Genomic DNA, 18,749 nt, shown 5'->3' with positions numbered 1-18,749 from the left:
CCGGGCATCAATAAGTTATGTCCTGGGGTTATGAAGTAAAGTATGGGTGAATTACACTTTTCATGTGCTACAAATAATAGGTATATAAACCTAATTTACAAAAATCTTTATATAACTATCCTTATCAGGTAATTTTTACGGACGAATCAGGTCAAGACAAACCCTGCCGTGGATTGCCGCTGTAGTAAGTCTTAAAAAAAGCCTGTCCGTTACCGGAACAGGCTTTTAGGCATAGGTAAAAAGGATCAGTTTTTTATCAGTTTAACCGAAGGCACGCGCCAGTATTGGTTGCCGGAAGTCATAGTGGCCAGAAAGCCTAACGAAACGGTTTGTGGCTGGGCGAGGGTAAACTGGCACTGTGCGGTTCCGTTCACGAACCTGGTGGTGGTAAATGCGGTGTATCCTGCTGTAGTGGAGAGGTCACTGATGTCCGGCAGCGTATTGCCGGCGGCGGCTACCACGTATACCGGGTCAAGCGCTTCTGTGTAGTAGTTCACCAGGAAAATATAGTTGCCGGCAGGTAAAGTAACCGTTTGATAAATTTTACCATTGATGATATTAGCAGTTCCGCTCCATCCGGATTCCATTACCAGGCAACCGCCGGCATCTGCTGCGTAGCCACCAAAACCGGAGTGGTTCATTACGTTGGCGCTGGTGATCCAGGGCGCAGCCAGGGTGCCCCATCTGCCGCCGTCGTAGGTGGCCCTTGCAAAAGGACCGGTATTCTGAAGGTATTGGGCGGTTACATCGGCTTTTACGCTATGGTCCTGGAAGGCGACATAAAAGGTGTCAAACGCCGTTGTATTGGGCAGGTATGCCGTTTGGTAACTGATTGCATTGCCTGATTTAAAAGCGGGCAACGAAGTGGTGAAGGCGGTACTGCCGGACACGATCACGGTATCGTGCAGGTTACCGGCGTTATCTTCATACTTTATCCGCATGTTCACCACGCCGGCATCTGCATTCACATCTGCCCAGCTGATCAGGGCGGAGCCATCGGGCTGCATTTCCGCATTGGCGATACCCCGGTTAATGAGCGCGCTTTCGTATAGCTGTCCGTATACGTTAGCAGCAGTATTTACCGGGATAGAAACGTGACCGGCGGCATCGTAAGTCCGGATCTCGAAGTTCATCAGTCCTTCCGGCAAATTGGGGATAATTACCTTTGCGGTGTCCACACCGGCGGTTCTTTTAACGGCTACTTCAATAGAATCCTGGCGGCTGTTCCAGAATACTTTGTAACTGGCAATCTTGGGATCTGAGGTAAAAAGACCGGTAATCATCACCCTGCTTTTACCGGAAAACGCCACTACGGAGTCCATTTTTCCGGGATAGGTGATGGCTCCGCCGGTCATATATTTATCCCTGTAGTCGTCCATTTTAGAGCAGGCGCTTATAATTAACACCAGTGCCAGAATGATACAGGAAGCTGTAAGTTGATGCTGTTTCATTTGTTTTAAATTTCGTTGATTGATCATAACTAGTTACCCCACAATGTAAACTCCGCGATATTGATAAAGTAAGATCCCTGCCAGTTCGACAAGCTCCTTATCCTGATGTAGCGGTAAGGGGTTTGTCCTGCAGGAAAATCAAACTGCCAGCCGTTGTAAGCCAGTGTTTGGTCCGATGCGGTTTCAGTGGCATAAGGAGATCCGGATGGTTTTACAACATGACAGGTAGTTAGTTTGGTCCAGCTTTCATCCAGGTCGCCGCTCAGGCTGGGGGCGTTGGAAGCCCATATTTCAAAGTCTTTCACATTGCCTCTTACATAGTAGTTGTCGCCAACCTCTTTGTAGGGATTTACCTGCATACGGCTGAAGATGTGCGCCTTGCCAAGGTCCAGCGTTACTGTTTGCGGACTGCCGGCCTGTTCCACGGTAAACAGGCAACGTGGCCATCCCGGGTGTAAGTCGCCATCGAAGATGTACCGTACATCTGTTCTGCCACCGTTATTCAGGATCTCTGCATCTTTTGGCAATACGTAGTTGCTCCAATCTGATTTTGGTAACAGTTGTTCAAAAAATGGGGTGAGTGATACAAACAAGGTATCTGAAAAATTCATCCACCGGTCTCTTACCACAAAGGCGTAATTTCTTTTAACGGCAGGTTGTTCCCTCACTGCGCTTTTGATCACCGGGTCATTGCTGTATACATTGTCCATTCCCGATGTTTGTACCCATTTTCCGGTACCGGACGTATCCACCAGGGGAATGATCGCTAAATTTTCCAGCGTTGGATTATTACAGGTAAGATTGAATCCGCCGAACGTGGCCTCTATATCCAGAGATCTGTAAGCCAGGTTAATAGCAGGTGTCAGGGGATTCACCGTAACAGTTACGGCCGGGGAGGATATCTCGCTGGAGTTTACGCAATACAGTTTAATAGTGTGCGCCAGCGTATCACCGAAACCATCCACCGTCAGGTTATTTTCATAGTGCGAAGCTTTCACCTCTGCCGGATGACCGGGAGAAGTTTCATACACGGCTTTTACATAGGAAAGATCTGCATCGGGCGGCAGGGAATACGTGATCACTGACTTACCATTTGTGTTCGCTACTGTTATTCCAGTTACCACGCCGGGAGGATTGGTATTGGTAATAATGGCTTTATTGAGCTCATCTCTTTTACAACCTGATATCAGCATCAGGAAAAAGGCTGTATATAAGATTGTACCTGGTTTTATTGTTTTCACTTCTTAATGATTTAATGTTAATACATCCGCACGGTGTGCAGGTTACCAGTTAGGATTTTGCACCAGGTTGGGATTCGCCAGCAGGTCGCTTTCTTTTATCGGCCACAGGTAATCGCGGGGGGCTACGAAATGCCTGGAGAGAAAAGAAATTTCGCGGTAATACAGTTCTGCCGTTTGACCGCTTACTACCCAGCCGGTGATATTGCCGCTGAGTTCCTGTGCAGCAGTTTTCCAGCGTAGCAGATCCCAGTAGCGATGTCCTTCAAAACAAAGTTCAATAGCTCTTTCCCGTTGGATGATGGAGCGCATTCCTTCTTTAGTAGTGTATTTGGATGGGTTCCGGCTGTAACTTGTCCATGAGCTTTGCACGGTTTGCAAGCCAGCCCTGGCCCTTATCTTATTAACATAATCATATACATCTTCGGTAGGTCCCTGTGCTTCATTCAGCGCTTCCGCGTAGAGCAGATACAGATCTGCCAGGCGTATTTCGGGATAGGGATAAGATGGGTAGGTGACCGTGTTCCAGTCCATATGCCAGTTCACTACTTTCTTCATATAAAATCCTGCTATGGGCACCGGCGACGATTGGCTCAGTTCACTGCCGCGGGCCATCAGCCAGAAGGTATTCTCATCGCTTTTCGACGGGCTGTTGGCCATGTACCAGATGCCTCTGTCAAATCCCAGGTCGGCATAATATCTTGGTTCCCGGTCGAAATTTAAACGGGCAGTAGTTTCACCTTCCTTGATGTTAAATCTTTCGGCATGTGAACCTACCCGCAGTGCAGCGATATTTGAAAAGTCGAGTGTTTTATCTTCATCGATCGGAACGCCGTTTCGCGTGTAAAACATTTTAGCCATCTTGATGGTGGGCCCCAGTAAGGGATGTCCTCCCGTTTTTGATGCCACGGCATTTACAAAATCAAACTGCCCTATACCACAGCGTTGCAGGAAGGTGCAACCCCAGGTAACGCCGCTGGTAGAACCCCATACCAGTTCGCTGTTCCAGGGTTCGCTCATAGAGTTGCGGATGCTCATTTGCGTCATAGTGGTGTCGCTCAGCGGTATCGTTTGCGCGGGGAAAGTATACAAACGGATGCCTTGTGCAGTGCAGAGGTCTACTGCTTCTTTACAGGCGTCTGCCGCGCGTTGCCATTTTGAGGCGTTGAAAACAGTATTAAAAAGTTGTACCCCGTCTTTATTTTTAAAAGACCCGTAGTCGGAGTTGCCGTTGAATAACGGGCTGGCGGCAGTTACTAACAATTTGGCCTTTAAGCTTAATGCGGCGGGCTTTGTAACACGCCCTAATTCTGAAGAGACATTGGCGATACTTACCGGCAGGTTCACTGCTGCGGCGTCGAGCAAACCAGCGATATAATCTACTACCGAATCTACCGGCTGGCGTTTAACAAACATCTGCTCAAGAGAAGCGCTGATGGGTAAATTTTTGTCTATCAGCGGTATAGGACCATAAGCCCTGAACATAAGAAAATGATAGTAGGCTTTCAGGAAGGTGACTTCCGCCACCCACCTGTTCCTGGTGTCGATGTCGAGATCTACTACTTTACTTACATCGCTTACATTCTCCAGGAAAATATTACAATCCCTGATAGCCTTGTAGCAGCTCACTCCATCCCTGTCGCCGGTCATGTAGTTGGCGATAGGATTTGATGTATTCTGGTCCCCATAATCCAGCCTTAATACATTGGTCGACCTGATAGCATTGGTTGGATCCAGCACAAACACCTCATCACTGGCCGAAAGCCCTACGTTGTAAGTAGGATCGTAGTTTACAGGAATGTATGCATAACAGGAGAACAAATATTTTTCTGCTTCCGTTTTGGAAGTAAAAGCATTATCGATGGTGGCTACATTATCCGGCACTACATCCAGGAAAGGTTTTTTACAGGCCATTCCGGAAATGATCATAATAAGCAGGCAGATGATGGAAGCGGCAATACGATGCCCGGTGTTACTGTAAGCGGGTGTGCTTACCAGGCTGTTGCTATTAAACTTATTATCGTTCATATGATTAAATGCTTTATTTGAATGTTAGAAACCTACAACTACCCCAACGTTATATACCTTTTGAACAGGGTATCCCAATCCTGATGCGCCCATTTCCGGGTCCCATAGCTTAAAGGCGCTGATGCTGAATAAATTCAGGCCATTGGCATAAACGCGTCCACTGCTCAGGTGTAGTTTCTTCAAAAGCTGACCGGTAAGGTTATACCCGATCTCTGCTGATTTCATGCGTAAAAAGGAGCCATCCCTTAACCACCAGGTAGATGGTTGCGTATTATTTTCGGAGATGGTATTACTTAACCGCGGCCAGAAAGCATAGGAGTTGCGGTTATCTTCCGACCAGTGGCTGTCGGCAATAACTTGCAGCAAACCATTCTGGTAGCCGCCGTTCAGATAGAACGGAGTGGTATTGGCGGCGTTAATGATGAAAGACGACCTGGCGGAACCCTGGAAGAAAGTGCTCAGATCAAAATTTTTGTATCCAACAGAGAAACCGAAACCGTATATAATTTCCGGCGTGGTAGGATAGCCGATCGGTACATAGTCGGCATCGGTAATTTTTCCATCTCCGTTAATATCCCGGTATTTAATGTCCCCGCCCATAATACTGCCATATTGCAGGGGAGAGTTATTTACTTCCGCCTGGTCAATAAACAGTTTTTCTGCAATCAGGCCATAGATCTGGCCAAGCGAGTTGCCTACTTTCGACAGGTTCCGGTTATTTTCTGCGTACTGTGGTTCTTCATTTACCAGCAACTTGCTTTTAGCATAGGTAAAGGTACCGCGTGCCTGTATCCAGAGGGAATTATTAAATGTTTTACGGTAATCGGCTGCCAGGTCTATTCCCCTGCTGTATGCCTTTCCTGCATTGGATGAAATATTTGCCTGTAATCCCATGGAACTGGGCACCGTGCCTCTTACCATGAGGATATTGGAACGGTTTTGTTCATAAGCATCTACTGTAATAGTGAAATCTTTGAACAGGGTGAGGTCCATCCCGATATTGGTTTGTTTCGACAACTCCCAGGTGATATCGCGGTTCTCGTAACGGTTGATGGCTACGGTAGGCCGGTTGTAGGTGAAGTTGGTACCGAAGTATCCTGTTGAAGCGCCGTTTAAATTAACATCCGAGAGATAAAAGAAACGGTCGGTGGCGCTGCCTATCTGGTCGTTACCCACCAGTCCGTACGTAAACCGGAACTTCAGCTGGTTAACGGTATTCGCCAGCGGCTGAAAGAATTTTTCGTTAGATACGATCCAGCCTCCTCCCACAGAAGGGAAAAATCCAAACCGGTGGTTGGCGGCAAATCTTTCAGAGCCGTTGTATCCGAAGTTAAATTCAAAGAGATAACGGTTGTCGTAGCCATAGGTGAACCTGCCGGATATACCCTGGTTGCGGGCCGGCAAAGAAAGCTGCAGGGTGGAGGCATTGGCGGTCAGGTAATTGCGGATGGTACCAATCACCATACCTCCTACGTTGTGTACCTTATCGAAGATCCTGGAATAGTTTACGGCTGCTTCGGCGTAGGTCGTAGTGTTTACATTTTTATCGCCTGGTGTATAGGTGAGATACTCGGTGGGAGTTGTTCCAACGCTTCCCACGCTACCATCGTTGATCAGGTTTAAGCCGGTAAATTTTCCGTCCAGTGACCCTGCCTGGTAATAATAGGGGCTATACTGGCGGGAAACGGCAAAATTTGCGTACCGGCCGGTATATGCCATCATCCTCGCGGAAAGGCCGGGCGTAATGGCTGCGAGGTCCTGGCGCAAACTGAGCTGGGCTGTCAGTGTGCTGGTATTGGTGGCCTGGAATCCGGAAAGCGATTGGGCATAAGGGTTTACATATAACCCGCCGCCACCCGGTACCAGGGCATTTCCAAACAGGGGGTGTTTGGCATAGGGCATGAGGTCCGATGGGTATACTGCCGGAAATGCCACCGGGTTGCTCCAGATGGCATTATTAAAGGTAGCGGCGCCGCCGCCGATAGGGCCGTTATAGTCATCGAACTGCCCTTTCAGGCTCACCAGTGCTTCTGTTGTTTTGGTGAGATTTAAAGTAACGTTTGATAAGATGGAATAGGATCGGAGCTTGATGTTATTGTTGAAATTATTCAGTGCGTTTTCCTTGAGGATACCATTATCAATATTATAGGTCATGGCCAGGTAGTACTTTGCCTTGTCTGATCCCCCGCTGGCATTGATGTTAAAACGCTGGTTGGTAGTGCGGTCCTTGATCAGCTGTTGAATCCAGTTGTTGTTAGGATATAATAGCGGGTCGTCTCCTGCAGCGGTATGATCGATCTTATTTTGTGAGTATGGCAATACGCCCAACGGGTTCCTGGTTAGCACTGCCTCGTTGGCGAGCTTCATATAGGTGATATTATCGGACAGTTTAAAATTTTGTGTGTTGGCAGAGGTAGAATTTTCCATGCGGAAATTGAAACGCATTTTTCCCAGGTTCCCTGTTTTCGTAGTAACCAGTATCACGCCGTTGGCGCCCCTGGCTCCGTACAGCGAGGAAGCCGTCGCGTCTTTCAACACAGAAAAGCCGGCGATATCATCTGGTTGCAGCCGGGCAAGATCCCTGGAGGAGGATTCTATGTTGTCAATTAAAATAAGCGGGTCCACTTTTCCTGCACCAAAGGTACCCACGCCTCTTACAAAGAACTGTGCATTGTCGGCTCCGGGTTCGCCACTGCGCTGGTAGGAAATGACGCCCGGAATTCTGCCGGCGAGCATCGTGGTGAGGTTCCCGGTAGGTCCTTTCAGTTCTTTTGGGTCAATGGCGGTAATGGAACTGACCATACTGGATTTCTTCTGGGTGCCGTAAGCTACTACCACCACATCTTTAATGGTGTTGTCTTTCGGCGAGAGTAATATCTCGTAATCGCCTACGATATTTTTAACGGGTACCTCTCTCGGTACGTAGCCTACGTATTGCACCACCAGTATTCTGTTATCACCGGTGATTTTTAGTTTAAAACGGCCGTCCTGGTCTGTTTTAGCGCCGGTGGTGGTTCCTTTCAGCATCACTGTCGCCATGGGCAAAGGCGTCCGCGTATCTTCGGTAAGTACCAGGCCTGCTACCTGGCGGTCCTGCGCAGCGCCGGGATTCTTTTTTTCGGCCGGACTGGCATCGTCGGCAGCGGGTTTGGGTCCCCGTTTAATCAGCACCACGTTTTTCTTCAGCTCGTACAACAAACTGCGGCCTCTCAATATTTCGTTCAGCACGGTGGCCACTCTGGCATTCGTGTAGTCGATGGGACCACTGATTACCTCGTTTTTCAGCAGGTCGTCGCTGTAAAAAAAGGTAAGGTCTGTTTGTTTTTCAATCACCTGGAAAATGCCTTCCAGCGTCATATTACTTCCTTTGATAGTTACCGTGGAGGCAGGAATTTGCTGACTTCGTGCATTTAAGTGTAGAAAAAAGAGCAAAAAAATGGTGATACACACCCTGGACCCGGCAAAAAAACGCCGGCCAGTATTCAATAACGGGATACTTCTTTTCATTTTCCTTGTTTGGTTGACAATGACTGTAACGTGGTAACGATGGGTGCCTGCTTTTTGTGGTGCACTATACTAAGACGACGCATTTTAAAAACGGGTGAATGAAAAACGTTATCCCGCTTGCTTAAAAAAATTAATAATTGTCAAACTAACATTTTATCAGACAAACGACTTATATTTAATTTCTATGTCCCAAATGAATATTATCCGCGTTATCTGATCAACCAGCCTAAAAAGTATTTTTATGCCTGAATATCCGGGAGATGAAGTCATACTTGCGTTATTACAAACTGGAAATGCCGGTGATGCTTTTGAGTTTATTTTTAAGAAATATTACCGGTTAATGTGGGCAAAAGCCTATGTCGGCACCAGCGATCCGGTGGCGGCAGACGATCTTGTGCAGTTGGTATTAAGCGGTATGTGGGAAAAGAAATTGTACCGGAATATAAAAGGTTGTCTTAAAAATTACCTGCTCACAGCAGTCCGTAACCAGGTGAATGATTATCATAAGGTGAAGCAAAGGGCATTGAAGAAGATTGAGAAATATGCGGAAACGGTTGACCAGTCTTACCAGCACGAATCGAATATACTTAAAGAAAGGGATATGGAAGACCGTTGGAGCGCGCAGGAGCAGCTTCACCGGCAGTTGCATGAGTTGCTGAGCGAGCTTCCGGCTCAACGTCAGCGGGCATTTACCCTGGTGTACATGCAACAAAAGAAGTATCATGAAGTGGCCGACAATATGGGCATCAGCATCAATTCACTGAAAACCCATCTTAAAATGGCCGTTAAAACACTGCGCACCAAACTGCATCCACCAGTGTCGGAATGAAATGTACTGCAAGCGTTCACCTATCTTCTTAAGTTTACTATCAATGACCTCTGATAAACAACATATTGATCAATTAATGCTGGAAAAGCTAACCGGGAGTATTTCCGGGGAAGATGACCATGCGCTGCAGCAGCTCATGGCAGCCGATCCGGCATTGAAAGATGCGTTCAGTTGTTTGCAACAGCAATTCAATGAGCCTGCTGCAAAACAATACCTCGATCAATTGGATGAATCGCAGTTGTGGGAAGAAAGAAAACACCTGTTTAAGAAGAATAATGCCCGCAACATGCGGGTACTGTATTGGGCTGCTGCCGGCATATTGTTGCTGCTTGTAAGTGCTTTGTACTTTCTTTTTCCCGGGGAACAGCCGCGGCAACCGGTTGCTGCTATAAAAAGCGCCGCGCCGGCTAACAGTGTTATCCTGCAGATGGCCAACGGACAAACCATTGTGCTTTCCGATACCACGCAGTCATCGTTGCTCAATATCGGCTCTGCGCAGATGCGGGTGTCGTCCAAAAGCCTGCAATACGAGGCCGCAGGTACCGACGCACCTACTGCGATGAACCTGTTGCAGGTGCCGGCAGGGAAAGACTATAAGCTTACGTTGCCGGACAGTACAGAAATATGGTTAAATGCGATGTCTGAAATCAGGTTTCCGGTATCGTTCAATGGCCGCACACGTGAAGTATTTGTAAGCGGTGAAGCCTATTTTTCTGTCCGCAAAGATATTAACCGGCCTTTTATTGTACATACCGGGCAGTTTTCTGTTAACGTACTTGGTACTGCTTTTAATATCAACACCTACAGCAGCAACAGCCCCCGACTTTCGCTTTCTTCGGGTAAGGTTTCCCTGAAAAGTAAAACCGGTAATCAAAGCGTACAGTTGTCGCCGGGATATGAAGCCATTTACAATCCTCAACAAGGCAATGGTTTCAGGGTGGATGAATTCAATGCAAGGAATACGCTTGCCTGGATGGAAGGAAAATATTACTTCAGGAATACCAGCCTGAAAGAAATTGCAGTGGTGATCAGGCGCCTGTTTGATGTGAAGGTACAATTCACTGCACCTGGTGCGGAAAACATCACGGTGAGTGGGGTGCTTACCAAAAAAGAAGGGCTGCCGGAATTTATGGATAACCTGTCGAAAACTACGGATATCAAATACCAGTTGACGGGCAGCGTGCTTCAGATCCTATGAGACGCCGCCCGCTTAAGATGTACGCCGCACTAACCCATTAATTGTTTCCTATGATGGAAATTATTGTCCATAAGACAATTATACAATCAATTTCAACAAATAAGCCATCGGTTAAAAGCGGGGCCCTGTATTTTTGTTTTATTAACAGGTGCTTTAACCCACTACGCGCATTTGTAACAGGAAAAATCATTCAACATGAAAAAGAAAGTATTTAATCTTGTCATTCTGCTATTGTTTACCCTCACTGCTTTTACGCAAGGCATTATTGAGCATGCACCGCCTGGTTTTGATACCCTGCATGCAGCTATACCGCATGGCCGGATCGATACCATCAGCTATAGCTCCGTAACCGTAGGCAATCCGCGCAAAGCGCTGATATACCTGCCGCCGGGATTTTCGAGGAAGCATAAATACCCTGTGTTATACCTGTTGCATGGCATTGGCGGCGACGAAAAAGAATGGCTGAACGGCGGCACGCCCCAGGTAATACTCGATAACCTGTATGCCGAAGGGGAAATTGAGCCTATGATCGTTGTTATGCCTAACGGAAGGGCCATGAAAGACGACCGGGCTACGGGTAATATAATGGCTCCCGATAAGGTGCAGGCGTTTGCCACTTTTGAAAAAGATTTATTGAACGATCTTATTCCCTATATACAAAAGAAGTATCCTGTTTATACCGACAGGGATCACCGGGCCATCGCCGGGTTGTCGATGGGAGGAGGGCAGTCACTGAATTTCGGACTGGGTAACCTGGATACATTTGCATGGATCGGCGGTTTTTCGTCTGCTCCAAACACGAAAGCACCGGAGCAACTGGTACCGGATCCTGCCAGTGCCAGGCAGAAAATAAAACTACTCTGGATCTCCTGCGGCGCCAGCGACGGATTAATTTCTTTCAGCAAGCGTACACATGATTACCTGAAAAAAAACGATGTGCCGCATATCTATTACATTGAACCGGGAGTACATGACTTTAAAGTGTGGAAGAACGGGCTGTTTATGTTTTCGCAGCTGATCTTTAAACAGGTGGATACTACCACCTTCTCAAAGTACCCGGTGGTAGGCGCCCCTGCAGCAACCAATGTGCGCAATGCAAAGTATCCACAGGTAATGGCAGACCATCGCGTTGTTTTCCGCGTCAAAGCGCCGGAAGCCCGGAGAGTCCAGGTTGACCTGGGTCGCAAATATGACATGGTGAAAGACACCGGTGGTGTATGGACCGTAACAACAGATTCCATCGGCGAAGGATTTCATTACTATTCGCTGCTGATAGATGAAGTAGCCGTTGCGGACCCCGCCAGTGAAACCTTTTACGGCATGGGAAGAATGGCAAGCGGTATTGAAATACCGTTTGCCGGCGGTAACTATTATGCGTTAAGAGATGTGCCGCATGGAGATATCCGTATCAAAAAATATTTCTCAAAGGTTACCGGTTCATGGCGGCAGTTGTATATCTACGTTCCCCCTGGTTATGATGCAAATACAAACGGAAAATATCCCGTGCTCTATATTTTGCATGGCGGTGGCGAAGACGAAACCGGGTGGGCTACGCAGGGTAAAACGGATCTGATCCTGGATAACCTGATTGCTGCAAAGAAAGCCGAACCTATGCTGGTGGTGATGCCTGATGCCAATGTAGGTGGCACTGCTTTCGACGAATCCGCCTTGAAGACATTTGAATCGGAAATGAAGGAGGTAATTATTCCCCTGGTAGAAAAAAATTATCGTGTGGAAGCGACGGCAAAGAAAAGGGCATTAGCCGGATTGTCGATGGGCGGCATCCATACGCTCTATACAGGTATTAAAAACACGGATCTGTTTTCTTCCCTGGGTGTATTCAGTTCAGGCTGGATACAGTCGCGGCAGGCCGGTATTGCGGATGCGCAGTACGATTTTATGAAAGCCAATACCGCCACGATTAACAATAATTTGAAAACGCTGTGGATTGCAATGGGAGGAAAGGAAGATATCGCCTACAAGAATTGTCAATTGATGCTGGCAAAATTGGATGAGCTGAATATAAAGCATACCTATAGCGAATATCCAGGCGGCCACACCTGGCCGGTATGGCGGAATAACCTGTTCAACTTTGCGCAAGTGCTTTTTAAGTAGCGGGCCGGTTTTTGCCCAAAAACAAGAGGCAAAAAATGGTTACTTACCCAGGCGTATGGGAGCACCACCTATCTTACCGGCGTTTCACATGCAACAACGGGAATGGACAAGTAAGTATACCGGATTTTCTTTATCTCCCCCAAATCCGCATTACCAAAAAACGCATGATGGAGCCATAATGCTCCCGGAATATACTATATTTGTGCTATAGCGAAGATCTCTTTAAAATCCAGATCAGTATATCTATTCGTGATTAAATAGGTTATTATATTTATGTCCACGTCTGAAGAATCACCTACTTTTTTAGCCAACGGTGATAGAGATTCATTTAACGACTTATACAAACGGTATTGGGAAAAATTATTCATTGTTGCCAATAAGCACCTGAAAGATGCAGTGGCAGCAGAAGACGTGGTACATGATGTATTCTTAAGTTTGTGGAACAACAGGAAGAAGGTGGAAATAGGCCAGTTCGAAAACTACCTGGTAACGGCAGTCAAATACCAGGTGCTCACCCAGATCAGGAAGAAGGCTTACGCCCGGAAATATACCAGGGATGCTGCTATGGACAACCATCCTGAATTAGTACCCGAAATCAGTGATGCCGTACATAACAGGAGGATACTGGAACTTGTATATAAGGAAATAGACCAGTTACCGGAAAAATGCAAGCTCATCTTTCAATACAGCCGGGAAGAAGGAATGAGCTCAAGGGAGATTGCCCAAACACTGAACATCAGCAAAAAAACAGTGGATAACCAGATCCATAAAGCTCTGGAACGTTTAAAGTTCCGGCTCAGGCATATGCTTTTTTCATTTTTAGGATAATAAAAAGCGCCGGTACCTTTGCAAAGGTACCGGCGCTTTTTATTTGTTTTTACCAGCCAAAATTTTGTACCAGTTTACCACCTCCCTTATCTATTTCTGTTTGAGGAATTGGCATAAGATAGTGCCGCTTTGTAAACACGCGTCGCTGTATGGTGGTGAGCTTGTAAAACACGGCGAGGCCTGCTTCTTCGCTACCCGGATCAAATCCGGTAGCCTGTAGTTCGCCTGAGGAGGGCCGGGCATTCATACCATGCACATCCCCGTTATCTACATTTTCAGCGATCAGCCAGCGGCGCACATCCCAAAAACGTTTTCCTTCAAAGGCAAACTCCACGCGCCATTCATTCTGGATTCGTTTTCGCATTCCCGCTTTTGTATTATCATTTGTGCCGCTCACCGGTAATGCCGGCATCGATACGCGGGCTCTTACTTTATTGATGGCGTCGTACATATCCTGGCTGGGAGCATCCAGGTATTCATTCATTGCTTCGGCATAAATAAGATAAATTTCGGCCAGTCGTATCACCGGGAAATTCCTGTTGCCATTTCCCCCTCCCCTCAGGTTTACACCAGGGTCACACCATTTTCTCCAGTTATACCCGCTCTCGCAATTGGTGCCTGATTTTGGCCATCCATCAGAAGCCCCGCCATTGTTGCCAAAGTAGGCATATTTTAACGGGCGCCTGTGGTTGGCGGAATCCCAGAAGGCATATTGAAAATTGATGCTGGCATAGAAACGCGGGTCCCTGTTTTTGTACATGTTGGAAATATTTTTTGCCTGCCGGTATGCTTTCCCGTCCCAGAGAGGGCCATCCCAGAAACCATCTTTAGTATAACCCGAATGGACGTCGGTAATTGGCAGCCCGTTGTTCATTTCGTAGGCATCTACCATTTCCTGGAATACGCTGAATTTACCATTTCCGCCGGCCGACTGTGCATCCTGCCCATTCGGCTGCATCGTCTGGTCCAAATCCCTGGTGGAGCCTATCAAATAGGGTAAAATGGTTTCTTTATACTCACGGGAGTAGAACAGGCGTGCATAGTTATCTATCGGGTTCGATGGATTGGGATTGTTCAACGCATATACATTCATATCCAATACTGCCTTTGCTGCATCGGCTGCCTTTTTCCATTTTTCCTTGTCATAAGTTTGTGGAAAGAGTTGTGCACCGTCTGTATTTTTTATGCCGGCGTACATGGTATTCCCGTTAAACAAGGGGCTGGCAGCATATGCGAGCGCAATAGCTTTTAATGACATCGCGGCGCCACGGGTTATGCGCCCGGTTTCCCCTGGGTTATCGGTATAATCGATGGGCAACACCGGCGCTAACTGGTCCAGTTCTGTTACTATATAGTTTACCACCTCATCTACCGGCTTCCTGGTATTCAGTACATCAGGAATACCTTCGCTTACATCCGTAACATCGTCTCCCAGCAGCGGCACTGCACCATAGGATCTGAGCAGCTCAAAATATAATTTGGCCCTGAGAAAACGTACCTCTGCCTTATACTGGGGTATGCGGATGCTGTAGTAATCTGCCCGGTCTTGAGGAATCGGGGTGTTATCTATATTTTTCAGGAAAATATTGGCTCTTCTTATAAACTGGTAAGACCATCCCCAATTATCCAGCGAATTATCCGTAGGCCCCCAGGCGCCAGCGTTAAATTTCAACTCCGGCACATTTTCCCAGTGATTTTTGCATTCATCCGTACAGGCGCCCAACACTGTATTATAGTAGATGTTCGTGGTACTTGTATTTAACGACGTGTACATATTGGCCCAGGCCCGTTCCGCCGTATTTATATTATCGTAAATATCTTTTTCTGTAACAATTTCCTTGGGAACAACATCCAGATACTTCTTACAGGATATGGCTGTTACCCAGAGAAGCAGGAGTCCGTGGAATAATATTTTACGTGTCATTTGTTGTTGATTTTAATTTTATTCAGATAACAGGTGCCTGATCGCATTGATTTACTAAAATGAGAAGGTCAATCCTGTATTGATGACCCGCTGTTGCGGATAAGTGCCGGTACCGTCGCTGGCTATCTCCGGATCAAAAATTTTCAATTTATCCCAGGTAATGAGATTAATACCATTTACAAAAATCCTCGCATTACTGAATCCTATTTTATTAAGCCAGTAACGGGGAATATTATAGCCTATCTCTACTGTTTTTAAGCGCAGGTAATTGCTGGAGTAAATCCAGAACGTGGAATTTTGCTGGTTGTTGGTATTGTCCTGCGACGAGAGGCGTGGATATTTATAATCGCCGTCAGGATTGGAAGCTACCCAGTGGTTGTCTTTCACATCTTCCAGCACACCTGCAAATCTTGAGAAAGGAAAGATACCAGACCCGTTCACCAGCAGGGAGCCGCCATAACCACCCTGGAATAATACACTTACATCAAAACCGGCGTAGTGGTAAGAAAAGCTTACGCCTAAAATAGAAGTGGGCTGGTTACGTTTACCCGGCAGGAAACCGGCATCGAGAGAGTTAATAATACCATCTCCATTAATATCCTTGTACTTGATATCGCCGGGCTGCACGGTTCCAAACACGGATTGTGAAGGGCTTTTCGCTATATCATCATTATTCTTAAAGAAACCGATGGCGGTATATCCATAAATGGATCCCACTTCGCTGCCAGCCCTGGCCTGCCATTCCCTGCCTTTATAGTCCGGTTGCGCATAATAGGCTATCCTGTTTGTTGCGTACGAATAGTTAACACGAACGGCATAGCCCTGTTTCCTGAATTCGTGCCGGTGCTCAACAGACAGGTCGATTCCCTGTTTATTCACAATGGCGGCATTCAAAGCGGGTTGATTCAAAAGTCCTACGGTGGCCGGCACCAGTTCGGAGTTAATAAGAATGTCTTTACGTTTCTCCCTGAAATATTCTACGGTCATATTCAATCCTCCTTTCCATAATCCCACATCCAGTCCTACATCGGTTTTATAACCCTTTTCCCAGGTAAGGTTGGGGTTAGGAATCCGTTGCTCATAAGCACCGCCATAACCGGTACCATCACGGTTTACGCCAAACTGGTAGCCTGCATCATCAGGGTTCCACTGGCTTAGGTAAGAGAACCTTCCGGATGGTAAAGCATAAGTTCCGGTGATCCCGTAAGAGCCTCTTATCTTTACCTGGTCTACAAATGATAACCCCGGAGCGGAGCGGACAAATGATTCTTTGGCTATATCCCAGCCTGCAGAAACAGCAGGGAAAAACCCGAAGCGTTTACCGGACGGAAAGTTTTCCGCACCATTGTAAGCGCCGGAAAATTGCACTGTGTAGCGGTCATCATAGTTATACATCACCCTTCCTACAACGCCCTGGTTTTTATAGGGAAGCCCGGGAATAGCATTACTCACTCCGCCGCCAACGCCGTCAAAAAAGGAAGATTGGGTATAAAGCACCATGGCCTGTATGGTATGCCTGCCGAAAGTATTATCATAGTTCAGGTATGTTTCCAACGTGGTGCGCCTGGTGCCGTTGGCATTTACGTCATAGCCCAGGGTGCCATCCCCGTTTTCAATCACCTGGTAGGTGCCGCTTTTTGCGAGGTCGGTCACCGTATCGGCTACTACGCCTGGCAGTAACTTGTAGAGGAAAGTGCGCCTGGAAAGGCCCCGTTTCACGTTACGATAGCTGGTGTTGTCGAATGAGAGTCTTACTCTTGAGCTGAGTCCTTTCAGGAAATAATGCATATCCCATTTAAAGCCTGCGGTCGACTGAAGATTCGTTTCAAAGTTCCGTTGGTAGCCCGATTGGGTTAACTGCACATATGGAGAGGCCGGCACGGTATTAAATGCAGCGGGGCTGCCATCCGGGTTGGTAACCGGGTACCACCAGGCAGGCGCTGATTTAATGGCGTTAAAAATATCGCTTGCATTGGCGCCCGGGTAGTTCCTGTCGCGCACAATAGCGCCCAATCCCAGTTCCATGCTGAGATCTTTCGAGATCTGCAGATCAATATTGGAGCGGAAATTATACTTGTTGGTAATGGCCTGCATGTTGTATCCCTCGATCTGGTCTTCATACCGGTATAACCCGTTTTGTCTTAAATACCCCATGGATACAAAGTATTTGGCAAATTCATTACCTCCTGTAACGTTGATATTTCCCTGTTGCATGAGGGAGTAGGGCTTCAGCATGGCATCCATCCAATTTACATTGGGGTAGATATACTGGTAAGCGGGTTTGCTCCTGTTGCGGTAGTATTGCAATACGGAATCCGTGTACTGTATGGCCACCGGCAGCCCGTCATTGATTAGCCCTTCGCGGTACATGGTAAGCCCGTCGTAAGAGTCGGCATACTCCGGTAACCTGGTAGGGCTTTGCCATCCGTTTTGCAGCGTCACATTTATACGTGGCTTGGAAGTAGTACCTCTTTTGGTAGTAACCAGTATTACGCCGTTGGCGCCGTTGATACCATAAATGGCAGTAGAACCTGCATCTTTCAGGATACTGATGTCTGACACTTCGTTTGGATCGATATCACTGAAGGAGCGCTGAATACCGTCGACCAGGATAATGGGGCTATTGTTACCGGTGGTACTTAATCCCCTGATGAAGAGGTTGGATCCGTCAGCTCCAGGCTCTCCGCTGTTTTGCACCGTGATGAGGCCAGGTAACCTGCCGGCCAGCGCGTTGCTAATATTGGCTACGGGGCTTTGCCTTAGCTCCCTGGGTCCAATAGAAGCAATAGAGCCGGTAAGGTATTTCCGTTTTTGCGTACCGTATCCTACTACTACCACTTCTTCAATACTTTTTGCATTCAATTGCAGTACCACATCAATAGGAAAACGGGTAGTACTGAGCACACTGATCTCCTGGGAAATGTAAGTGGCATAGCTGATCACCAAAGTGGCCCCCGTATCGGGCACCTTTATAGTAAACTTGCCGGCATTGTTGGTGATGGTGGAGGTTTGTGTTCCTTTGATCACTACAGTAGCCCCCACCAGTGGTTCCCCTATGTTATTATAAGCGGTTCCCGTTGCTTCAATATACCGGCCCTGCCTGTATACAGGCTGAAGAGCAGGCTTTCCCCTGATCACAATTGTTTTGTATTTTAACTCATAACTAAATGGCTGGCTTTTGAAGATCTGCACCAGTATTTCTTCCAGCGGTTTATTCACCTCGTTAATAGTAACTGGTACCGCTTTTTTAAGCAGGTCGTCCTGGTATACAAAAGCATAACCGGTTTGTGTTTTGATCTTTTCAAAGATGGCTGGCAGCGACATGTTCGCTCCCTTTATTGTTACTGTTTGGGCCATAGTGGTGGCATTCACCTGGAAAGTGGCAACAAGAATAAAACAAGCAATTAACTTCATGGCTAGAAAGAACGAGGCATGGAAGGGCCGCAGACGTTTAAATCTGCCCCAAATGGAAATAAGATTCATTATCTTTATAATGTTTGGGTGATAAATGGTTGTAAAGTGATATTGTTACAGGCTGTTTGGACCCAAATGTTATCGTCCGGAAGTGTGACCGCACTTCCGGATTTATTTTTGGATCTGCATGTACGCGGAATTTTATGTACTATTCATT

Annotated in this window: 10 protein-coding genes; 4 read left to right on the top strand and 6 right to left on the bottom strand. The window is 47.0% G+C overall.

The genetic code is table 11. The annotated features are described in order from the left end of the window. Window positions 1-245 precede the first annotated feature (245 nt). From QFZ51_RS28465 to QFZ51_RS28450, 4 genes are read right to left on the bottom strand one after another with little or no spacing between them, the layout of a single operon-like run. On the bottom strand, window positions 246-1,451 hold the full coding sequence (locus tag QFZ51_RS28465) for a DUF4998 domain-containing protein (RefSeq protein WP_429050797.1): 1,206 nt from the start codon (window positions 1,449-1,451) through the stop codon (window positions 246-248). A 29-nt stretch (window positions 1,452-1,480) separates the two neighbouring features. Then, the gene (locus QFZ51_RS28460; RefSeq protein WP_429050796.1) at window positions 1,481-2,692 is read right to left on the bottom strand and encodes a DUF5000 domain-containing lipoprotein; all 1,212 of its coding nucleotides are present in this window, start codon (window positions 2,690-2,692) and stop codon (window positions 1,481-1,483) included. Window positions 2,693-2,734: 42 nt separating this feature from the next. Continuing rightward, window positions 2,735-4,717, bottom strand: coding sequence for a RagB/SusD family nutrient uptake outer membrane protein (locus tag QFZ51_RS28455; RefSeq protein WP_429050795.1), 1,983 nt, complete (start codon window positions 4,715-4,717; stop codon window positions 2,735-2,737). Between the two features lie 24 nt (window positions 4,718-4,741). Beyond that, window positions 4,742-8,224 carry a SusC/RagA family TonB-linked outer membrane protein gene (locus QFZ51_RS28450; RefSeq protein ID WP_429050794.1) on the bottom strand — a complete coding sequence of 1,161 codons (3,483 nt, stop codon included), beginning with the start codon at window positions 8,222-8,224 and terminating at the stop codon, window positions 4,742-4,744. Between the two features lie 241 nt (window positions 8,225-8,465). Between QFZ51_RS28450 and QFZ51_RS28445 the strand changes: the two genes are divergently transcribed. The 4 genes from QFZ51_RS28445 (at window position 8,466) to QFZ51_RS28430 (ending at window position 13,194) form a co-directional block, all read left to right on the top strand. Beyond that, the gene (locus QFZ51_RS28445) at window positions 8,466-9,053 is read left to right on the top strand and encodes a sigma-70 family RNA polymerase sigma factor (RefSeq protein WP_429050793.1); all 588 of its coding nucleotides are present in this window, start codon (window positions 8,466-8,468) and stop codon (window positions 9,051-9,053) included. A gap of 43 nt (window positions 9,054-9,096) precedes the next feature. After that, window positions 9,097-10,251 carry a FecR domain-containing protein gene (locus tag QFZ51_RS28440; RefSeq protein WP_429050792.1) on the top strand — a complete coding sequence of 385 codons (1,155 nt, stop codon included), beginning with the start codon at window positions 9,097-9,099 and terminating at the stop codon, window positions 10,249-10,251. A 195-nt stretch (window positions 10,252-10,446) separates the two neighbouring features. Then, on the top strand, window positions 10,447-12,366 hold the full coding sequence (locus QFZ51_RS28435; protein WP_429050791.1) for an alpha/beta hydrolase-fold protein: 1,920 nt from the start codon (window positions 10,447-10,449) through the stop codon (window positions 12,364-12,366). Window positions 12,367-12,639: 273 nt separating this feature from the next. Then, window positions 12,640-13,194 carry an RNA polymerase sigma factor gene (locus QFZ51_RS28430; protein ID WP_429050790.1) on the top strand — a complete coding sequence of 185 codons (555 nt, stop codon included), beginning with the start codon at window positions 12,640-12,642 and terminating at the stop codon, window positions 13,192-13,194. A gap of 49 nt (window positions 13,195-13,243) precedes the next feature. Here QFZ51_RS28430 and QFZ51_RS28425 read toward each other — a convergent pair whose 3' ends face one another. After that, window positions 13,244-15,118 carry a RagB/SusD family nutrient uptake outer membrane protein gene (locus QFZ51_RS28425; protein ID WP_429050789.1) on the bottom strand — a complete coding sequence of 625 codons (1,875 nt, stop codon included), beginning with the start codon at window positions 15,116-15,118 and terminating at the stop codon, window positions 13,244-13,246. A 54-nt stretch (window positions 15,119-15,172) separates the two neighbouring features. Next, window positions 15,173-18,532, bottom strand: coding sequence for a TonB-dependent receptor (locus QFZ51_RS28420; protein WP_429050788.1), 3,360 nt, complete (start codon window positions 18,530-18,532; stop codon window positions 15,173-15,175). Window positions 18,533-18,749: the final 217 nt, after the last annotated feature.

This window comes from Chitinophaga sp. W3I9, assembly GCF_050434025.1.
In the GTDB taxonomy this organism is placed as follows: Bacteria; Bacteroidota; Bacteroidia; order Chitinophagales; family Chitinophagaceae; genus Chitinophaga.
This window is presented reverse-complemented; position numbering and strand designations above follow the sequence as displayed.